This is a genomic window from Variovorax beijingensis (assembly GCF_003951285.1).
GTDB lineage: Bacteria > Pseudomonadota > Gammaproteobacteria > Burkholderiales > Burkholderiaceae_C > Variovorax > Variovorax beijingensis.
Map to the genome: position 1 here is coordinate 104,155 of NZ_RXFQ01000016.1, position 17,994 is coordinate 122,148.

Consider the following 17,994-nt stretch of genomic DNA (forward strand, 5'->3'; position numbering starts at 1 on the left):
GCACGGACCTGCCGTTCGAGACAGGCCGCCGCCCCAGCCGTGGATGATAACGTCAGGGCATGAGCGATTCCCTGGTTTCATCCCCCCTTGCCGTGCGCCGCGCTTGCGTGCTGGCCGGTGCGGCCGCCCTGCTGGGCCTTGGCGGCTGCGCGGCCGTGCGTTCCACCGACCGCGCCGAACCCTATACCAACCAGGAATGGTTGCAGTCCAGCGCCAACCGCATTGCCAACCTCTCCCTGCGCGACAACCTGCAATCGATCCGGCGCGTGCAGACCACGCTCTACCGGCGCAACCCGCGCGAATGGCGCAAGTCGGCCGCCAGCATCGAGGCGGCGGCCCAGCGCGCCTGGGATGCAGTGCTGACGGGGCCCGCCCTGCCCGAACTGCGGGGCGCCACCGGCATCGATGCCATCCGCATGGCCTTCGATACCGGGCCCCAGGGCTACCAGGGGGACCGGGTGGCGGCGCTGGTCGTCGGCTGGGCCACGATGCTCAAGCAGGCCAACGGCGACACCTGGGACCAGACCATGCTCGACGGCGTCAACGCCGAGAACAGCTACCGGGCCGCGCGCAACTTCGAGATATCGCTCTGGCTGATCGCCTCCAAGACCGGCCCCGACGGCCAGCCGCTGCTGCTGGCCACCGAGATCAGCGAGCGCGGGCGCAACCTCGTGGCCGACCGCGAACTGTCCAAGGTGGTGGCGCGGCTCGACCTGCTGGCCGCCCAGGCCGACGAGAAATACCGGCGCGCGGCGCTCGATTTCGGCCAGAACTGGGTCATGGGCGTCGTGATGCCCTTCTTCACGCTGGTACCTCGGTAGAAAATACGGCGAAATACCTCGTGCCAGGAAACATATTTCCGAAACCGCAGTTTGCGGTAATATGTTTCCGTGAACAAGCAGGAACTCATCACCGCCCTGGCGGCCCGGCGCGAGGCCGCGGGCCTCGGCAATGCAGAAATCGCGCTGCGCTCGGGCCTGACCGAGCGTTCGGTGCGCAACGCGCTGAGCCTGAAGGGAAATCCGCAGATGTCTTCGCTGCTGGCGCTGGTCGACGCCCTGGGCCTCGAACTGCAACTCGCGCCCAAGGGCTTCGGCGAACGCGCGGACACCGAGCCCGGCTATCGCCCGGTGCCCACGCGCATCGGCAATGCCGTCGGCGCCGCGGCTGCGCCGCCGGCTCCGGCTTCCGGGCCGCGTTCGAGGAAGCGTTCGCCATGAACGTCAAGATCCTCGAGATCTCCCTCGGTGCGCGCCGCTTCGGCAAGCTGTTCCAGTACGCGGACCTGTGCCGCTTCGTGGCGGAGCCCGAACTGGTGGCCGCACCGCCGCCCGAGGTGCTTTCGCTTTCGATGGTGGCCAGCGATCCCTCGGCGCAGGCGGCCCTGTGGAGCGACGTCAAGAACCCGCTCTTCAACGCACAGGGCGGGCAGCTGCCGCGCTTCTTCCAGAACCTGCTGCCCGAGGGCGTCCTGCGCAGCCATATCGCGCAGTTGCGCGGCTGCCGCGAGAACGATTACTTCGAGCTGCTTGCGGCTTGCGGCGGCGACCTGCCTGGCGCGGTGAGCGCGCGGCCGGTTTCGGTCGACCGCGGCACCTTGCAGCGGCTCATCACCCAGGACCAGGATGCGCTCGAGATGTCCGTGGTCGAGCTGCCGATGCCGCAAGGCATCTCGGTGTCGGGCGTGCAGCCCAAGCTCGGCCTGCGCCGGCAGGGCGGGCGCTATGTGGCCCGCACCCGCGCCGGCGCGAGCACGCGCGTGATTGCCAAGCTGCCCGTGGCCGGGCGCCCCCATATGCCGCAGCTGGAAATGCTCTCGCTCCAGTTGGCGGGCGCGGCCGGCGTCGAGGTCTGCCACGCCGAACTCGCGCCGCTCTCGGCCATCGCCGCCGAGCACAGCTACGCGCTGCCCGACGAGCCCGACTTCCTTGCCGTGACGCGCTTCGACCGCGAAGGCGCACGCCGCATCCATTTCGAGGATTTCGCGCAGGTGCTCGCGGTCGATCCGATGCACAAGTACAGCGCCAGCTATCTCGACATGGCGCTGGCGATGCGCGCCTTTCCATCGCTCGGCGAGGAGGCGGTGCTCGAACTCGTGCGGCGCCTCGCGGTGAACGACCTGCTCGGCAACCCCGACGCGCATCTGAAGAACTTCGGCGTGCTGTACCCCGACGGCATCGCGCCGCGGCTGGCCCCGGCCTACGACATCGTGGCCTATGCCGCGCTCCAGGGCGTCGACGGCCATGCGCTGCCCCTCCTGCCTGTCGCGCCGGGCGAGGCCGCCCCCCGGCGCAGCGCCCTGTTCACGCCCGCCAGCGTGCGTGCCTTCTGCTTTTCGGCCGGGCTGCACGAGCCGCTGGTGCGGCGCACCGTTGCCGACACGGCGCGGCTCGCGCGCAGCCGGTGGCCCGCGATGATCGAGGCATCGGCGCTGCCTGCCGCGTGGAAGAAGCGGCTGCAGCAGCGCCTGCAGGCACATCCCTTGCTGCAGGGCATGGCCAGGCGCGGCAAATAGAAAAAAAGCAAAACCTCGGCCCCTAGAATGATCCGGCCCTTCACTCCTCCACCCATTCGAGGCAGCAGCAACTCATGAGCTCCATCAATTTCATCGGCGGCGAAAAAGGCGGTGTCGGCAAGTCGGTCACGGCGCGCGTGCTGGCGCAGTACTTCATCGACCACAGCCGGCCTTTCACGGGCTTCGACACCGACCGCTCGCACAGCTCGTTCACGCGCTTCTACGAGGGCTTTGCCTCGCCCATCGTGGTCGACAGCTTCGAGGGCCTCGATACCGTGGTGAACGGCTTCGAGACCAACCCGCAGCAAAGCGTCATCGTCGACCTGGCGGCCCAGACGCTGGCGCCGCTGTCGCGCTGGATCAAGGAATCGGACCTGTTCGACGTGTTCGACGAACTGGGCGTGGCCGTCAACTTCTGGCACGTGCTGGACGACGGCAAGGACTCCACCGACCTGCTCGGCACGCTGATCGACACCTTCGGCAACCGGCCCAACTACATCGTGGTGCAGAACTATGGGCGCGGCAGCGACTTCGGCATGCTGCTGGCCTCGCAGTCGCTCTCCAAGGCCACCACGAACGGCGCCCGCGTGATCACGCTGCCGCGCCTGCACGAGGCGAGCATGCGCAAGATCGATGCGCAGAACACCAGTTTCTGGAAGGCCGTGAACGACCGCGAAGGGCCGCATGCGCTCGGCCTGCTGGAGCGCCAGCGCGTGAAGTCCTGGCTGGCGACCGCCTACGCGGCCTTCGACACCCTGCCGCTTTAGCTAGCGCGCCGCGGGCCGGCGAAGCAGCAGCACGAGCAGCAGGACCGCCAGCACCACGAAGGCAACGAACGACCAGTTCGCCAGCGTCAGGCCGAACAGCGACCAGTCGACCTTCGAGCAGTCGCCGCCGCCGCGAAAGATCATCGGCAGCGCCCGCTTGAGCGGAAAGGTCTCGATCATTCCGTAGAGGTCGCGCCCGCAGGTCACGACCTCGGGCGGATTCCACTGGAGCCAGCTTTGCGAGGCCGCCGTGTAGGCGCCGCCAACAGCCGACACCAGCGCCAGCACACCGCCCGTCGCCTGCAGGCCGCGGCTCCTGAACACGCCGGCCAGTCCGGTGAAGAGCGCCACCAGCACCAGCGCATAGCGCTGCACGATGCACATGGGGCAAGGCTCGAGGCCGACCACGTGCTGCAGGTAGAGTCCGAAGGCCAGCATCAGGACGCAGGCCAGGCAGATCAGCCCATATGCGCGGCGCGGCGCGCCGAAGTACCAATCGATCAAGGGGAAACCCAATCTTCTTCTACGAACACCCGGGCCTTGCGCGGCGTGGCGACGACGGTGTCGCCCTCCTGCAGGCCCAGTTCACGGAACTGTTGCGCAGGGAGTTGCGCCTCGATGATGGTTCCGGAGCCCGGATTATCTGGATTCGTTTCGGTGGGCTCAAGTTCCAGCCGCGCGATCGGGCCGACCACGATGGCTCGCGACAGGGTGGCCACGATGCCGGTGGCGCCGGCGGTGTAGCGCTCCACGGTCAGGTCGTGCGGTCGCACATAGGCCATGGCCTTGGCGTCGCGCGCGCCGCTGTGTTCGGGCGAGTCCAGGCGCATGCCGTCGAGCTGCACCGCGCCATTGTCGGCGCGGCCATGGAACAGGTTCACATCGCCCAGGAAGCCGTAGACGAACGGGCTCGCGGGCTGGTCCCACACCTCCTGCGGCGAGCCGACCTGCTCGATGCGGCCCTTGTTGATGACCACCACGCGGTCGGCCACTTCGAGTGCTTCTTCCTGGTCGTGCGTGACGAAGATCGAGGTGACGTGCAGCTCGTCGTGCAGCCGGCGCAGCCAGCGGCGCAGCTCCTTGCGCACCTTGGCGTCGAGTGCGCCGAAGGGTTCATCGAGCAGCAGCACCTTGGGCTCCACCGCCAGCGCGCGGGCCAGCGCGATGCGCTGGCGCTGGCCGCCGGACAGCTGCGACGGGTAGCGGTCGGCCAGCCAGTCGAGCTGCACCAGCTTGAGCAGGTCGGTCACCTTGGCTTTGATCTGCGCGTCGCTCGGGCGCTCCTTGCGCGGCTTCACGCGCAGGCCGAAGGCCACGTTCTCGAACACGGTCATGTGGCGGAACAGCGCGTAGTGCTGGAACACGAAGCCGACCTGGCGTTCGCGCACGTGCACGTCGGTGGTGTCTTCGCCCGAGAAGTGGATGCTGCCGGTGTCGGCCGTTTCCAGGCCCGCGATGATGCGCAGCAGCGTGGTCTTGCCGCAGCCCGAGGGGCCGAGCAGCGCGACCAGTTCGCCCGACTCGACGTCGAGGTTCACGTTGTTCAGCGCGCGAAAATCGCCGAACTGCTTGCTGATGTTGCGGATTTCGATGCTCATGGTCTTGTTCTCTCGTCTTCTCAGGCCGCCGACGGCTCGGGGGGACGCTCGGGCGGCAGCTCGGCGATGGCTTTCATTTCGCGCTCATGGCGCCACTCGATGACCGACTTGATCACCAGGGTGACCAGCGCCAGGATCGCCAGCAGCGAGGCCACCGCGAAGGCGGCCACCGACTGGTATTCGTTGTAGAGCACCTCGACGTGCAGCGGCATCGTGTTGGTCTGGCCGCGGATGTGGCCCGATACCACCGACACCGCGCCGAACTCGCCCATGGCGCGCGCGTTGCACAGGATCACGCCGTACAGCAGGCCCCACTTGATGTTGGGCAAGGTCACGCGCCGGAAGGTCTGCCAGCCGGTCGCGCCGAGCACGATGGCGGCCTGCTCCTCGTCGGTGCCCTGCGCCTGCATCAGCGGAATGAGTTCGCGCGCAATGAAGGGGAAGGTCACGAACACGGTGGCCAGCACGATGCCGGGCACGGCGAAGATGATCTTGATGTCGTGCTCCGCCAGCCACGGGCCGAACCAGCCCTGCGCGCCGAACACCAGCACGTAGATCAGGCCCGCCACCACCGGCGACACCGCGAACGGCAGGTCGATCAGCGTGGTGAGAAAGGCCTTGCCGCGGAACTCGAACTTGGCGATGGCCCAGGCCGCGGCCACGCCGAACACGAGGTTCATCGGCACCGCGATGGCGGCGGTGATCAGCGTGAGGCGGATGGCGCTCCACGCATCGGGCTCCTTCAGCGCCTCGAGGTAGGCATTGAGGCCCTTGCGCAGCGCCTCGACCGCCACGGCCGCCAGCGGCAGCACGAGGAACAGGAACATGAACGCCAGGGCGACGCCGATCAGCGTCCAGCGGACCCAGGCCGACTCGGTGGTGCCGGCCTGCGCGCGGCGGATGATCTTGGAAGGTGCGCTCATGTCAGGCTCCCGCGCGCTTGCGCTGCCACGCTTGCAGGCCGTTGATGACCAGCAGCAGGATGAACGACAGCACCAGCATCACCAGCGCGACGGCCGTGGCGCCCGTGTAGTCGTACTGCTCCAGCTTGCCGATGATGATGAGCGGCGTGATCTCGGAAATCATCGGCATGTTGCCGGCGATGAAGATCACGGAGCCGTACTCGCCGATGGCGCGTGCGAAGGCCATCGCAAAGCCCGTCAGCAGCGCGGGCGCGATCGACGGAAAGATCACCTTGGTGAAGGTCTGCAGGCGAGTGGCGCCCAGCGAGGTGGCGGCTTCTTCGAGTTCCTTCTCGGCGTCCTCGAGCACCGGCTGCACCGTGCGCACCACGAAGGGCAGCCCGATGAAGATCAGCGCGATCACGATGCCCGCCGGCGTGAACGCCAGCTTGATGCCGTGCGGCTCGAGCAGCTGCCCGATCCAGCCGTTGCCCGCGAGCAGCGCCGTGAGCGAGATGCCGGCCACGGCCGTGGGCAGCGCGAACGGCAGGTCGACCAACGCATCGACGATGCGCTTGCCCGGGAACTTGTAGCGCACCAGCACCCAGGCCACCAGCAGGCCGAACACCGCATTCACCATGGCGGCGATCAGCGAGGCGCCGAAGGTCAGGCGGTACGAGGCCATCACGCGCGGCGCGGTCACCGACACCCAGAAGTGCTCCCAGGTCATCGTGAAGGTCTTGAAGACCAGCGCCGACAGCGGGATCAGCACGATCAGGCACAGATAGAAGACCGTGAAGCCCAGCGTGATGTGGAAACCGGGCAGCACGCGCTTGGCGCCCCCTGCCCGGTTGGCACGTGAAAAAGGCGCTCCCGCTGCCGGGAGCGCCGAAGAAGCAGCGCCGCTCATTTACTTTGCGCCAGGGGTGTAGAGCTTGTCGAACTGGCCGCCGTCGTTGAAGTGCACCTTCTGCGCGTCGCCGAGGCTGCCGAACAGTTCCTGCACCGTGAACAGCTGCAGCGGCTTGAAGGTGGCGGCGTACTTCTTGAGCACGGTCTGCGAGCGCGGGCGCAGCGCATGCTTGGCCGCGATTTCCTGCGCCTCTTCGGAATAGAGCCAGTCGAGGTAGGCCTTGGCGAGTTCGCCGGTGCCCTTCTTCTTGGTCGTGCGCTCGACCATGGCCACCGGGTTCTCGGCCACGATGCTGATCGACGGGTAGACCGAATCGACCTTGCCCGAGCCGAACTCGCGGTCGATCGACACCACTTCGGATTCGAAGGTGATCAGCGCATCGCCGATGTTGCGCTGCAGGAAGGCGGTGGTCGCGTCGCGGCCGCCGCGCGCCAGCACCGGCACGTTCTTGAACAGCTTGCCGACGAACTCGGCCGCCTGGGCGTCGGTGCCGCCCTTCTTCTTGACGTAGCCCCAGGCCGCGAGATAGGCGTAGCGCCCGTTGCCGCCGGTCTTGGGGTTGACGATCACGACCTGCACGCCGGGCTTCACCAGGTCTTCCCAGTCCTTGATGCCCTTGGGGTTGCCGTTGCGCACCAGGAACAGCATGGTCGAGGTGGTGGGCGATGCGTTCTCGGGGAATTTCTTGTTCCAGTCCTTCGCGACCACGCCGGCGTTGGCCAGGAAGTCGATGTCGGTGGAGGTGTTCATGGTCACCACGTCGGCATCGAGGCCATCGGCCACCGCGCGCGCCTGGGCGCTGGACCCGCCATGCGACTGGTCGATCTTCACGTCCTTGCCGGTGGTCTTCTTGTAGTTGGCCACGAACGCCGCGTTGTAGTCCTTGTAGAACTCTCGCGCCACGTCGTACGAGGCGTTCAGCAGCGTGCTGCCCTGGGCAAAGGCGCTGCTTCCGGCGAGCGCGGAAGATGCCAGCGCGAGCACGGCGGCGAAGGTCTTGAATCTGGAAGTCATGTAGTTGCCAAGGTTTCTGAAAAATCACCGCCCGCTGGCCATGCGGCGGGCTCGTCGGTCAACGACTGGAGCAAGGCGAGGCCGAGCGGCCAGTCTCCATGTCCCGAATCGATGTTGATATGGCCCGCATTCTGCATGCGGACAAACTCACTGCCCCAGGCGCGGGAATAGGCGCCGGCCAGGCGGATCGGGCAATACGGGTCGTTGCTGCTCGCCACCACGATGCTGCGGTATGGCAGCGCCGCATACGGCACGGGCGCGAAGTCCGACAGCACGGCCCGGCGCTCCGGATCGGCCGGCGCCACCAGCAGCGCGCCGTGGATGCGCGCCGCCGCCTCGGCCGGCAGGTGCGCCGTGGCGATGCATCCCAGGCTGTGCGCGGCAATCACCACCGGCCCGGGGCTTTCGAGCACCAGCCTGGCGAGCGTGGCCACCCAGGCCTCGCGCCTGGGCGATGCCCAGTCGTCCTGCACCACCCGCGCCGCGCCCGGAATGCGCTCTTCCCACAGGCTCTGCCAGTGGCCGGGCCCGGAGTCGCGCCAGCCGGGCACGATGATCACGGAAGTCTGCATGAAGGCGCTGCCCCGTCCGCTTACTTGTTGGGCTGCGGCGTGATGCGCAGGTAGGGCTTCACCGCCTTGAAGCCCTTGGGGAAGCGCTCGGCCAGTTCGGCCGGGTCCTGGATGCTCGGGATGATGACCACGTCGTCGCCGTCTTTCCAGTTCACCGGCGTGGCCACCTTGTGGCTGTCGGTGAGCTGCAGCGAGTCGATCACGCGCAGGATCTCGTCGAAGTTGCGGCCGGTCGATGCCGGGTAGGTGATGGTCGCGCGGATCGCCTTCTTCGGATCGATGATGAACACGCTGCGCACCGTGGCCGTGGCCGATGCGTTCGGGTGGATCAGGTCGTACAGGTCGGCCACCTTGCGGTCATGGTCCGCAATGATCGGAAAGTTGACGGTGGTGTTCTGCGTCTCGTTGATGTCGCCGATCCACTCCTTGTGTTTGTTGGCGGGGTCGACGCTCAGCGCGATGGGCTTCACGCCGCGCTTGGCGAATTCGCCCGACAGCGCCGCGGTCTTGCCGAGTTCGGTGGTGCACACGGGCGTGAAATCGGCCGGGTGCGAGAAGAGCACCACCCACGAATCGCCGGCCCATTGGTAGAAGTCGAGGGGGCCTTCGCTGGAATCCTGGGTGAAATTGGGGGCTGTGTCGCCGAGTCGCAGGGTTGCCATGGTCGCTCCTTGGATGGATGGGAGCCTGGGATTGTGCGAAGTGCAGCTTCAATGCCAAACGAATATCTACTTGTTTGGTTATGGCGTTTTTCGCATAAGAAGCGGCCGATCCATCCAGTCAGTACATGCCCGATTGGCTCCCGCTCATGTGCTCGGCCAGGAAGTCGATCAGCTGGCGAACCGCCGGCACCAGGGCGCGGCGCTGCGGAAAGACCATGTGCGCGATCACCGGCGCCGGCCCCCAGCCGGGCAGCAATTGCGCGAGCCGGCCCGCCTCCACGTCGGCGCGGCACATGTAGCCCGGCAGCAGCGTCGCGCCCACGCCCTCGAGCGCGACCATCTGCAGCGTCGCCAGATCGTCCGCCACGCAGCGCGGCGTGTGGACGTGCACGTGAATCTCGCCGTTCGGGCCCTCGAGCCGCCATTCGCTGCGGCCTTCGCCGTTGGCCGACATGGCCGCCGTCGGCAGCCGCTCGAGGTCGGCCGGCGTGCGGACCGGGCCCAGGCGCTGCAGCAGCTCCGGCCGGGCCACCAACACGGCGCGGCTGGTGCCCAGCACCTTGGCCACGAGCGTGGTGCTGTCCTCGATGGCGGGGCGCACGCGCAGCGCGATGTCGATCCCCTCTTCGATCAGGTCCACTGGCCGGTTCATGACGCGCAGGTCGACGCGCACCGCCGGGTAGCGCTCCATGAAGCGCGGCAGCAGCTGCGCGAGCCCGCTGTGGGCGATGGTGATCGGGCAGCTCAGGCGGACCGTGCCGCAGGGATCGGTGTGCACCTGCGCCACCGCCTCGGTCGCCGCCTGCGCCGCGTCGCGCACGGCGGCCGAATGCCGCAGGAAGATCTCGCCCGCCGGCGTGAGCGACAGCCGCCGCGTGCTGCGCTGCATCAGCTGCACGCCGAGCCGGTCCTCCAGCTCCGCCACGCGGCGCGACAGGCGCGACTTGGGAATGCCGAGCGCGCGGCTGGCCGCGGCAAAGCCGCCGCGCTCTGCCACCTCGGCGAAAAAAACCATGTCGTTGAGGTCTTGCATGCGGTGATTGTCCTGCATATGGGACGATGTAGTCAAAATTTGGCTACTTATCGCTCACTCGCATCAAAAATAGAATTACACCATCGCCGGCCACCTTTGAGCGCCGACCTCCACACGAAAGTGATCGACCATGAAGCTGCTCCACATCGACTCCAGCATCCTGAGTGCCAATTCGACCTCCCGCCTCCTCACGGCCGAGATCGTGGCGGCCTGGAAAGCCGCGCATCCCGACACCACGGTCGAGTACCTCGACCTCGCCGCCAACGCCCCCTCGCACTTCGGCGCCGATGCCCTGGGCATCAAGACCGGCGTGCAGGCCCAGCCGACCGAAGCCCAGCAGCGCGAGAACGCGCTCTCGGAACAGCTCGTGAGCCAATTCCTGGCTTCCGACGTCATCGTGGTGGGCGCGCCGCTGTACAACTTCTCGGTGCCGACCCAGCTCAAGGCCTGGATCGACCGGCTCGCGCAGATCGGCCGCACCTTCAAGTACACCGACAAGGGCCCCGTGGGCCTGGCCGGCGGCAAGACCGTGATCGTGGCGTCCAGCCGCGGCGGCATCTACTCGACCACCGAAGGCGGCCAGGCCGCGGAACACCAGGAGAGCTACCTGAAGGTGGTGTTCGGCTTCTTCGGCATCACCGACGTGCGCTTCGTGCGTGCCGAAGGCGTGGCCATGGGCGATGCCACCAAGGCCGCCGCGCTGGCCGCGGCACGCGTCGACATCCGGGCGGCCACGGCCGAAGCCGCCAACCAGAAGGACGTGGCGCAGGCGGCCTGAGCCTCTTTGCTCTACCCCAATGAAAATGCCGCCCCCGGGGCGGCATTTTCATTGGCGGGTTCGGTTGCCTCAGGCGGCCGCGTGGCTCTTGATCCAGGCCGCGTACTTGTCCATCCAGCTCTGCAGGAACTTCTTCGTGCCTTCGCTGCCGATGTGGCCCTTGTCGTCGAACAGGCCGTCCTTGGCTTGAAGAAACACCTCCGGCTGCCCAAGCGTGGGCACATCGAGGTACGCCAGCACATTGCGCAGATGCTGCTGCGCCAGCGCGGTGCCGATGGCGCCCACCGAAATGCCCAGCACGCCTGCCGGCTTGCCGGCCCAGGCGCTCTGCCCGTAGGGGCGCGAGGCATGGTCGATCGCGTTCTTCAGCACGCCGGGCAGCGAGCGGTTGTATTCGGGCGTGACGAACAGCAGGCCCTGGGCCGCCGCGATCTCGGTCTTGAGCCGCTTCACCGAAGGCGCCTGGTTGCCGTCGTCGTCCTGGTTGTACAGGGGCAGATCGTCGATGCGCAAATGCTCGAAGGTGAAGTCCGACGGTGCAAGGTGCGCCAGCGCAAGGGCCAGCTTCTGGTTGAACGAATCCTTGCGAAGGCTGCCGACGATCACGGCAATTCGGGTCTGGCTCATGGATGAAGCTCCTTTTGGGGTGGGAAAAACATGAATGGAAGGATGGCCAGAACGATTATGCGAAGCGCCCATGACCTTTTCCCAAAAAGCTCTTCCGCCCCATCCGCCTTTTCGGCCTGCCCAGCAGGTCAGCCCGATCGCGGGCATCATCGCCCGAGTCCTTCAGTCTCAGGAGCAGTTCACGATGCGATTTCTAGTGGTGGGTGCAGGCGCACTCGGTGGTTATTTCGGCGGCCGGCTGCTGGAGGCGGGACGCGACCTGACCTTTCTGCTGCGCCCGCGGCGCGCGGCACAGATCGCGAAGACCGGACTCGTGGTCCAAAGCCCGTTCGGCAACCTGCAGCTGCCCTCGCCGCCCCACGTGCTGGCCGAGGACATCCGGGCGCCCTTCGACGTGGTCGTGGTCGGCAGCAAGGCCTATGACCTCGACGCCACCATGGCGTCGTTCGCGCCGGCCGTCGGGCCCGACACGGTCATTCTTCCACTGCTCAACGGCATGAGCCACATCGACCGCCTGGCCGAGCGCTTCGGCAGCGAACGCGTGCTCGGCGGCCTGTGCATGATCTCCGCCACGCTGGACGACGAAGGCCGCGTGCTGCACCTGAACGACATGCACGGCCTCGCCTTCGGCGAGCGCGCGGGCGGACGCTCGGCGCGCGTCGATGCCATTGCCGCCCAGTTCGCCGGTGCGAAGTTCGACGCCACGCTGAGCGGGAACATCTCGCAGGACATGTGGGAGAAGTGGGTCTTCATCGCCTCGGCGGCGGGCCTCACGAGCCTGATGCGCGCGTCCATCGGCGACATCGCGAGCGCGGGCGGACGGGACGTGGCGCTCGCGATCTTCGACGAATGCTGCGCCATTGCCGCGCACAACGGCTTCGCGCCGCGCCCGGCAGCCGTCGAGCGCGGCCGCGCCATGATGACGGCGCCGGGCTCCCCGATGACCGCCTCCATGTACAAGGACATCGTGCGCGGCGCGCCGATCGAGGCCGACCACATCGTCGGCGACCTGCTGGGCCGCGCGCCCGCCGCCCTTTCTTCATCCGTGCCTTCGGTGCTGCGCACGGCCTACGTCCACCTGAAGGCCTACGAGGCGCGGCGCGCCCGCGAAGCGGCCTGAGGCTTTCTTCTCGATGACCGACGCCATCGCCTTCCTCCACACGGCGCAGGTCCATGTGCCGACCTTCGAGCGCCTGACCCGCGAGATCGCGCCCGAACTGGAGGTGCGCCACCTGGTGATGGAGGAACTGCTGCACGAAGCCCGCGCCGTGGGCATCGACAACCCGATGCTGGCCGCGCGCGTGCACGAGGCCATGCGCGAGGCCGCATCCGACGGCGCCGCCGTGGTGGCGTGCACCTGCTCGACCATCGGCGCCATTGCGGAAAGGACGCCCACGGGCGGCGCCTTCGCGGCCCAACGCATCGACCGAGCGATGGCCGACCGCGCCGTGTGCGCGGGCCCGCGCGTGCTGATTGCCGCGGCGCTCGAAAGCACGCTGGAGCCGACCACCGCGCTGGTTCTTTCGGCCGCCGCGCAGGCCGGCGTCGGTGTCCGGCCGAGCGCGCTCCTGGTCGCCGGGGCCTGGCCGCACTTCGAGGCCGGCGACAGCGCACGCTACATCGAGATGCTGGCCAGCGCGATCCGCAGCGCCGCCATCGGCGCCGACGTGGTGGTTCTGGCGCAGGCCTCGATGGCCCCCGTCGCGGCCGGACTCGCAGACCTCGGCATCGAGGTGCTCGGCAGTCCCGGCCCGGGCGTTGCGCATGCCGTGGCCACGCTGCGCGCCTCGCGCTCGGCGTGGGCCCCGCGGGCGGCTACTCCGACTTGAGGATCGTCTCGCCCTTCAAAGCACCCATGTCCCGTATGTTGAAGCGGTGCCGCTTCCAGCCGGCCCACGTGCGGCGCAGGTGGGTGATGGAGATGAAGTAGTAGAGAAACTTGAACATGCCGAGCGCCCGCCATATCGGCGTGCCGCGGTAGATGTCGCCGGCCAGCAGCGACATCAGCCCCTCCTTCACGCGGAACGGATTGCCCGGGTGCATGAACATGTCGCGGATCGTCGGGTTGGTCACGCGGTAGATGAACCACGAATACTCCCGCGGCCCCTTGCGCATCATGGCCTCGAAACTCTCGCGCACGGGCGCCAGTTCGGCCGGCCGGTCGAGCGCGGTGGCCACCAGCGCGGCGCCGTCGAAGGCGCTGTGCATCGCCAGGTACACGCCCGACGAGAACATCGGGTCGATGAAGGTGAAGGCGTCGCCCAGCATCAGGTAGCGGTCGCCCGTGGCGTGCGTGCTCGAATACGAGAAATTGCCGGTGGCGTGCACCGCATCGTCCACCAGCGTGGCGTGCTTCAGCCGGTCCACCAGCACCGGGCACAGCGCGATGGTGTCGTAGAAGAACTCCTTGAGCGGCTTGTCGCGCGTCTTCAGGTAGTACGGCCAGCAGACCGCGCCCACACTCGTGGTGCCGTCGGCCAGCGGAATGAACCAGAACCAGCCGTGCGCAAACCAGCAGATGCTGATGTTGCCTTCCTTCTTGCCCTCCAGCCGCTCGGCGTTGGTGAAGTGGCCGAAGAGCGCCGTGCTGTTGTGGTCGGGGTTCTTTTCCTTGCAGCGGAATTTGTTGGCCAGCAGCGTGTCGCGCCCCGTGGCATCGACCACGAAGCGGGCGCGCCAGCTGCGCCTGGCGCCGTCGTCCATCTGGGACTGCACCGTGGCACCGTCGGCATCGAAGGCCACGTCGCGCACCTTACAGCCTTCGAGCGTCTGCGCGCCGCGTGCCGCGGCATTGCGGAACAGCAGCTCGTCAAGCTCCGAGCGGCGCACCTGCCAGGCCGAATCGAGCGACTTGTCCCAGCCCTCGGCAAAGTCCACGTAGCTGCGGTGCTCGTGCTCCGGAGAGACGAACTCGATGCCGAACTTGGGCATGCCGATCTTCTCGACCTGGTCGCGCACGCCGAGCTTGTCGAAAAGCTCCACATTCGCCGGCAGCAGCGATTCGCCGATATGAAAGCGCGGGTGGTGCTCCTTTTCGAGCAGCACCACCTTGCGGCCCTGCTGCGCGAGCAGCGCCGAGATCGTGGAGCCTGCGGGGCCGCCGCCGATCACGAGGACGTCGCAGGATTCGGGGGGGGAGGATGCCTGAGCGGAACTTGGAGACTGGGACATGCGAGGGCGGGCAGCGTTATCGACGGCTGCAAAGCATAGCCTGTGCGCTGCCGACTCCGCAAAATCGGCTAAGCCGCCGCCGCCGCCCGGCGGCCGAAGCCCTGGCCGATGCGGGCTTTGTCGTCGCTGCCATCAACCACTCCGGCGACAGCTACCAGGTCCGCGGCGGACCGAACGACAGCATCGCGGCGCTCGCGACCCGGACGACGGACATCCGGCGCCTCATCGGCCACATGCTCCGCCAGTGGCCTGCGCATGTCTCGCTCGACGACCGACGGATCGGCTTCTACGGTTTCTCGAGGGGCGGCTACACGGGCCTGGTGCTGATCGGCGCCCGTCCGGATTTCGAACGGCTCCCGCCCCTGCCTTCGTCGCCCTGCGCATCCGCGCCGCAAGGTCTGGCCTGCGCAGGAATGCGGCAGCGGTTCCGTGAACTTCTCGCGACGCCGCTGGTGCACGACACCCGCATCAAGGCGGCGGTGATCGCCGATCCGCTCAGCACGGTCTTCGACGCGGAGGGCTTGAAGAACGTGGCAACGCCGATCCAGCTCTGGGCCTCGGCCTACGGTGGCGACGGTGTCACGCCGGAGAGCGTGGCGGCGATACGCCGCAGCCTGCCCACAGCGCCGGATTGGCGGTTGGCGGACAAGGCCGGGCATTTCGGCTTTCTGGCGTCCTGCTCGCCGGCGCAGCTTGCGTCAGATCCCGGGATCTGCCGCGACAGCCCCGGCTTCGATCGCATCGCCTTCCACGCGGCCTTCAACGCCGAGATCGTCGCCTTCTTTCAGCGGCACCTCGCGAAGGAACGCGTAGCTTCACCGCGGTAGGTCATGCAGCGCCTGCCTTCGGCGCGTTCTGCAGGCTGGCCTGGGTCACGCTCGCGCCCGCGGGCACGTCGTCGGTGATCCACACGTTGCCGCCGATGACCGCGCCCTTGCCCAGCGTCACGCGCCCGAGGATGGTGGCGCCGGCATAGATCACCACGTCGTCCTCCACCACCGGGTGGCGCGGCAGGCCCTTCTGCAGGTTGCCCTCGGCATCGGTCGGGAAGCGCTTGGCCCCCAGCGTCACGGCCTGGTACAGGCGCACGCGCTTGCCGATGATCGCCGTCTCGCCGATCACCACGCCCGTGCCGTGGTCCATGAAGAAGCCCGCGTCGATCTGCGCGCCGGGGTGGATGTCGATGCCGGTCTGCGCATGCGCGAGCTCGGCCACGATGCGCGCCAGGAGCGGCAGCCCGAGCCTGTAGAGCTCGTGCGCCAGCCGGTGGTGGATCATCGCGAGCACGCCCGGATAGCACAGCAGTACCTCGTCCACGCTGCGCGCCGCCGGGTCGCCCTGGTAGGCGGCGAGCACGTCGGTGTCGAGCAGGCGGCGCAGCTGCGGCAGCGCGTTCGCGAACTGGCGGATGGCCTCGGTGGCCAGGCCCTCGACCTCGCTCGAGGGCCGCGGCTCGTGGCGGGCGTTGTAGTCGAGCTCGAGGCGTGCCTGCACCAGCAGCGCCTGCAAGGCGGTGTTCAGCGTGTGGCCGACGTAGAAGTCTTCGCTTTCGTGGCGCAGGTCGGGCGGGCCGAGCCGCATCGGAAAGAGCGCGCCCTTGAGCAACTCCACGATCTGCGCGAGCGCATCTCGCGACGGAAATTCGCGCGTGCCGGGCTCGCGCGAGCGGCGCTGCGAATCGCGCCACTCGTCGCGCGCGGCGTGCAGCGCGCGGACGATGCCGTCTACTTCGAAATTGGCCATGGCTTCTCTCCGTGCGTTGTGCAGATCACACTGTAGAAGCCCATGGCCGATGTGCCAAGAACTGAAAACCCGGCGCCACGGTGACGCCTGGGTTGTTCGCAAGCCCGGAGATCGTCAGAGCTTGGCGATCGAAACCTCCGTGGACTTCACGAGCGCGACCACGTCGGAGCCCACCTTGAGCTGCAGCTCGTCGACCGAGCGCGTGGTGATGACCGAGGTCACGATGCCCCAGGCGGTTTCGACATCGACTTCGGAGACGACGTCGCCGCGGATGATCTCGCGGACCTTGCCCTTGAACTGGTTGCGGACGTTGATGGCTTGGATGGACATGGTGTTTCTTTCTCTTTGAGGTTGAAGGAAGGGTTCAGGCATGAGGAACAGGGGCACCGCGCTCACCCGGCGGCGGCAGCCAGCGCCTGGTCGAGGTCGGCGACCAGGTCGTCGATGTGCTCGATGCCGACCGACAGGCGCACGGTGTCTTCCGTGACGCCGGCCCGCGCCAGCTCCTCGGGCGAGAGCTGCCGGTGCGTGGTGGAGGCCGGATGCGTCGCCAGCGAGCGCACGTCGCCGATGTTCACGAGCCGCGTGAAGAGCTTGAGTGCGTCGAGGAACTTCGCCCCGCCCTCGCGGCCGCTTCCGATGCCGAAGGTCAGCACGCCACTGGACCTGCCGCCGAAGTACTTCTTCGCCAATGCATGGTCGGGATGGTCTTCGAGCGCCGCGTAGTTGACCCAGTTGACGGCCTTGTGCGTCTTCAGGTGCTGCGCCACGGAAAGCGCATTGCTGCTGATGCGATCCATGCGCAGCGCCAATGTCTCGATGCCCTGAAGGATCAGGAAGGCGTTGAACGGCGAGATCGCCGCGCCCGTGTTGCGCAGCGGCACCACGCGCGCGGCCGATGTAGGCGGCCGGGCCCAGCGCCTCGGTGTAGACCACGCCGTGGTAGCTCACGTCGGGCTCGTTCAGGCGCCTGAAGCGCTGCTTGTGCTCGGCCCACGGGAACTTGCCCGAGTCGACGATGGCGCCGCCGATGCTGGTGCCGTGGCCGCCCAGGTACTTGGTGAGCGAGTGCACCACGATGTCGGCGCCATGCTCGATGGGCCGGCTCAGGTACGGCGAAGGCACCGTGTTGTCCACGATCAGCGGCACGCCATGGCGGTGCGCGATCTCGGCGATGGCCGCGATGTCGGTCACGTTGCCGGCCGGGTTGCCGAGCGATTCGACGAACACCGCCTTGGTCTTCTCGTCGAACAGCTTCTCGAAGCTTGCGGGATCGCGGTGGTCCGCGAAGCGCGTGCTGATGCCGAACTGCGGCAGCGTGTGCGCGAACAGGTTGTAGGTGCCGCCATACAGCGCGGTGCTGCTGACGATGTTGTCGCCCGCCTCGGCAATGGTCTGGATCGCATAGGTCACCGCCGCCTGGCCCGAGGCCAGCGCCAGTGCCGCGATGCCGCCCTCGAGCGCGGCCACGCGCTGTTCGAGCACGTCCTGCGTCGGGTTGTTGATGCGGGTGTAGATGTTGCCCGGCACCTTCAGGTCGAACAGGTCGGCGCCGTGCTGCGCGCTGTCGAAGGCATAGGCCACCGTTTGATAGATGGGCGGCGCCACGGCGCGCGTGGTCGGCTCGGGCGAATAGCCGGCGTGCACCGACAGGGTTTCGAATTTCCAGTTCTGCGACATGCGACTGCCTTTCTTCTTT

General features: G+C 67.6%; 20 protein-coding genes and 1 pseudogene. 8 read left to right on the plus strand and 13 right to left on the minus strand.

Going from position 1 to position 17,994, the window contains the following annotated elements; genetic code table 11:
* The first annotated feature begins 59 nt into the window (after window positions 1-59).
* The 4 genes from EJO66_RS24100 (at window position 60) to EJO66_RS24115 (ending at window position 3,282) form a co-directional block, all read left to right on the plus strand.
* Entirely contained in the window at window positions 60-821 is a 762-nt protein-coding gene (locus EJO66_RS24100; RefSeq protein ID WP_124957847.1) for a hypothetical protein, read from the plus strand.
* 69 nt (window positions 822-890) lie between these two features.
* Window positions 891-1,220: a helix-turn-helix domain-containing protein gene (locus EJO66_RS24105; RefSeq protein WP_125966352.1), complete on the plus strand. Its 330-nt coding sequence runs from the start codon at window positions 891-893 to the stop codon at window positions 1,218-1,220.
* Window positions 1,217-2,515, plus strand: coding sequence for a type II toxin-antitoxin system HipA family toxin (locus tag EJO66_RS24110; RefSeq protein WP_125966353.1), 1,299 nt, complete (start codon window positions 1,217-1,219; stop codon window positions 2,513-2,515). Before EJO66_RS24105 ends, EJO66_RS24110 begins: the two co-directional genes overlap by 4 nt.
* Window positions 2,516-2,589: 74 nt before the next feature.
* Complete coding sequence (locus EJO66_RS24115; RefSeq protein WP_124957844.1) at window positions 2,590-3,282, plus strand: P-loop NTPase family protein; 693 nt, start codon at window positions 2,590-2,592, stop codon at window positions 3,280-3,282.
* On the opposite strand, the gene EJO66_RS24120 is transcribed toward EJO66_RS24115, so the two are convergent.
* From EJO66_RS24120 to EJO66_RS24155, 8 genes are all read right to left on the minus strand, one after another.
* Window positions 3,283-3,786, minus strand: a complete 504-nt coding sequence (locus EJO66_RS24120) for a disulfide bond formation protein B (RefSeq protein ID WP_124957843.1) — start codon at window positions 3,784-3,786, stop codon at window positions 3,283-3,285. It lies immediately after the preceding gene.
* Window positions 3,783-4,880: a sulfate/molybdate ABC transporter ATP-binding protein gene (locus EJO66_RS24125; RefSeq protein ID WP_124957842.1), complete on the minus strand. Its 1,098-nt coding sequence runs from the start codon at window positions 4,878-4,880 to the stop codon at window positions 3,783-3,785. Before EJO66_RS24125 ends, EJO66_RS24120 begins: the two co-directional genes overlap by 4 nt.
* A gap of 20 nt (window positions 4,881-4,900) precedes the next feature.
* Window positions 4,901-5,803: a sulfate ABC transporter permease subunit CysW gene (gene cysW / locus EJO66_RS24130; RefSeq protein WP_124957841.1), complete on the minus strand. Its 903-nt coding sequence runs from the start codon at window positions 5,801-5,803 to the stop codon at window positions 4,901-4,903.
* Between the two features lies 1 nt (window position 5,804).
* The gene (gene cysT / locus EJO66_RS24135; protein WP_062470075.1) at window positions 5,805-6,692 is read right to left on the minus strand and encodes a sulfate ABC transporter permease subunit CysT; all 888 of its coding nucleotides are present in this window, start codon (window positions 6,690-6,692) and stop codon (window positions 5,805-5,807) included.
* Window positions 6,693-7,709, minus strand: coding sequence for a sulfate ABC transporter substrate-binding protein (locus EJO66_RS24140; RefSeq protein ID WP_124957840.1), 1,017 nt, complete (start codon window positions 7,707-7,709; stop codon window positions 6,693-6,695).
* Window positions 7,706-8,281 carry an RBBP9/YdeN family alpha/beta hydrolase gene (locus tag EJO66_RS24145; RefSeq protein ID WP_124957839.1) on the minus strand — a complete coding sequence of 192 codons (576 nt, stop codon included), beginning with the start codon at window positions 8,279-8,281 and terminating at the stop codon, window positions 7,706-7,708. Before EJO66_RS24145 ends, EJO66_RS24140 begins: the two co-directional genes overlap by 4 nt.
* Window positions 8,282-8,301: 20 nt before the next feature.
* Complete coding sequence (locus EJO66_RS24150; protein ID WP_124957838.1) at window positions 8,302-8,943, minus strand: peroxiredoxin; 642 nt, start codon at window positions 8,941-8,943, stop codon at window positions 8,302-8,304.
* A 118-nt stretch (window positions 8,944-9,061) separates the two neighbouring features.
* A complete protein-coding gene (locus tag EJO66_RS24155) occupies window positions 9,062-9,976 on the minus strand; it encodes a LysR family transcriptional regulator (RefSeq protein WP_124957837.1) in 915 nt (304 codons plus the stop codon).
* Window positions 9,977-10,106: 130 nt separating this feature from the next.
* Here EJO66_RS24155 and EJO66_RS24160 point away from each other — a divergent pair, with 130 nt between their 5' ends.
* Window positions 10,107-10,754 carry an FMN-dependent NADH-azoreductase gene (locus EJO66_RS24160; RefSeq protein WP_124957836.1) on the plus strand — a complete coding sequence of 216 codons (648 nt, stop codon included), beginning with the start codon at window positions 10,107-10,109 and terminating at the stop codon, window positions 10,752-10,754.
* 69 nt (window positions 10,755-10,823) lie between these two features.
* Here the strand turns inward: EJO66_RS24160 and EJO66_RS24165 are convergent, their stop codons facing one another.
* Entirely contained in the window at window positions 10,824-11,381 is a 558-nt protein-coding gene (locus EJO66_RS24165) for an NADPH-dependent FMN reductase (RefSeq protein WP_124957835.1), read from the minus strand.
* 184 nt (window positions 11,382-11,565) lie between these two features.
* Here EJO66_RS24165 and panE point away from each other — a divergent pair, with 184 nt between their 5' ends.
* Window positions 11,566-12,501 carry a 2-dehydropantoate 2-reductase gene (gene panE / locus EJO66_RS24170; protein WP_124957834.1) on the plus strand — a complete coding sequence of 312 codons (936 nt, stop codon included), beginning with the start codon at window positions 11,566-11,568 and terminating at the stop codon, window positions 12,499-12,501.
* A gap of 13 nt (window positions 12,502-12,514) precedes the next feature.
* Complete coding sequence (locus EJO66_RS24175) at window positions 12,515-13,210, plus strand: Asp/Glu/hydantoin racemase (RefSeq protein WP_124957833.1); 696 nt, start codon at window positions 12,515-12,517, stop codon at window positions 13,208-13,210.
* On the opposite strand, the gene EJO66_RS24180 is transcribed toward EJO66_RS24175, so the two are convergent.
* Window positions 13,197-14,552 (minus strand): NAD(P)/FAD-dependent oxidoreductase, encoded by a 1,356-nt coding sequence (locus EJO66_RS24180; protein ID WP_125966354.1) that lies wholly within the window; start codon window positions 14,550-14,552, stop codon window positions 13,197-13,199. The two genes, EJO66_RS24175 and EJO66_RS24180, sit on opposite strands and share 14 nt — an antisense overlap.
* On the opposite strand from EJO66_RS24180, the gene EJO66_RS24185 reads away from it, so the two are divergent.
* Window positions 14,537-15,379, plus strand: coding sequence for an alpha/beta hydrolase family protein (locus EJO66_RS24185; protein ID WP_240648722.1), 843 nt, complete (start codon window positions 14,537-14,539; stop codon window positions 15,377-15,379). The genes EJO66_RS24180 and EJO66_RS24185 overlap by 16 nt on opposite strands.
* A gap of 1 nt (window position 15,380) precedes the next feature.
* Here the strand turns inward: EJO66_RS24185 and epsC are convergent, their stop codons facing one another.
* From epsC to EJO66_RS24200, 3 genes and pseudogenes are all read right to left on the minus strand, one after another.
* Window positions 15,381-16,295 carry a serine O-acetyltransferase EpsC gene (epsC, locus tag EJO66_RS24190; protein ID WP_124957831.1) on the minus strand — a complete coding sequence of 305 codons (915 nt, stop codon included), beginning with the start codon at window positions 16,293-16,295 and terminating at the stop codon, window positions 15,381-15,383.
* 114 nt (window positions 16,296-16,409) lie between these two features.
* Complete coding sequence (locus EJO66_RS24195; protein ID WP_007829250.1) at window positions 16,410-16,625, minus strand: TOBE domain-containing protein; 216 nt, start codon at window positions 16,623-16,625, stop codon at window positions 16,410-16,412.
* A 62-nt stretch (window positions 16,626-16,687) separates the two neighbouring features.
* Window positions 16,688-17,975, minus strand: a pseudogene (locus tag EJO66_RS24200) (O-acetylhomoserine aminocarboxypropyltransferase/cysteine synthase family protein).
* Window positions 17,976-17,994 lie beyond the last annotated feature (19 nt).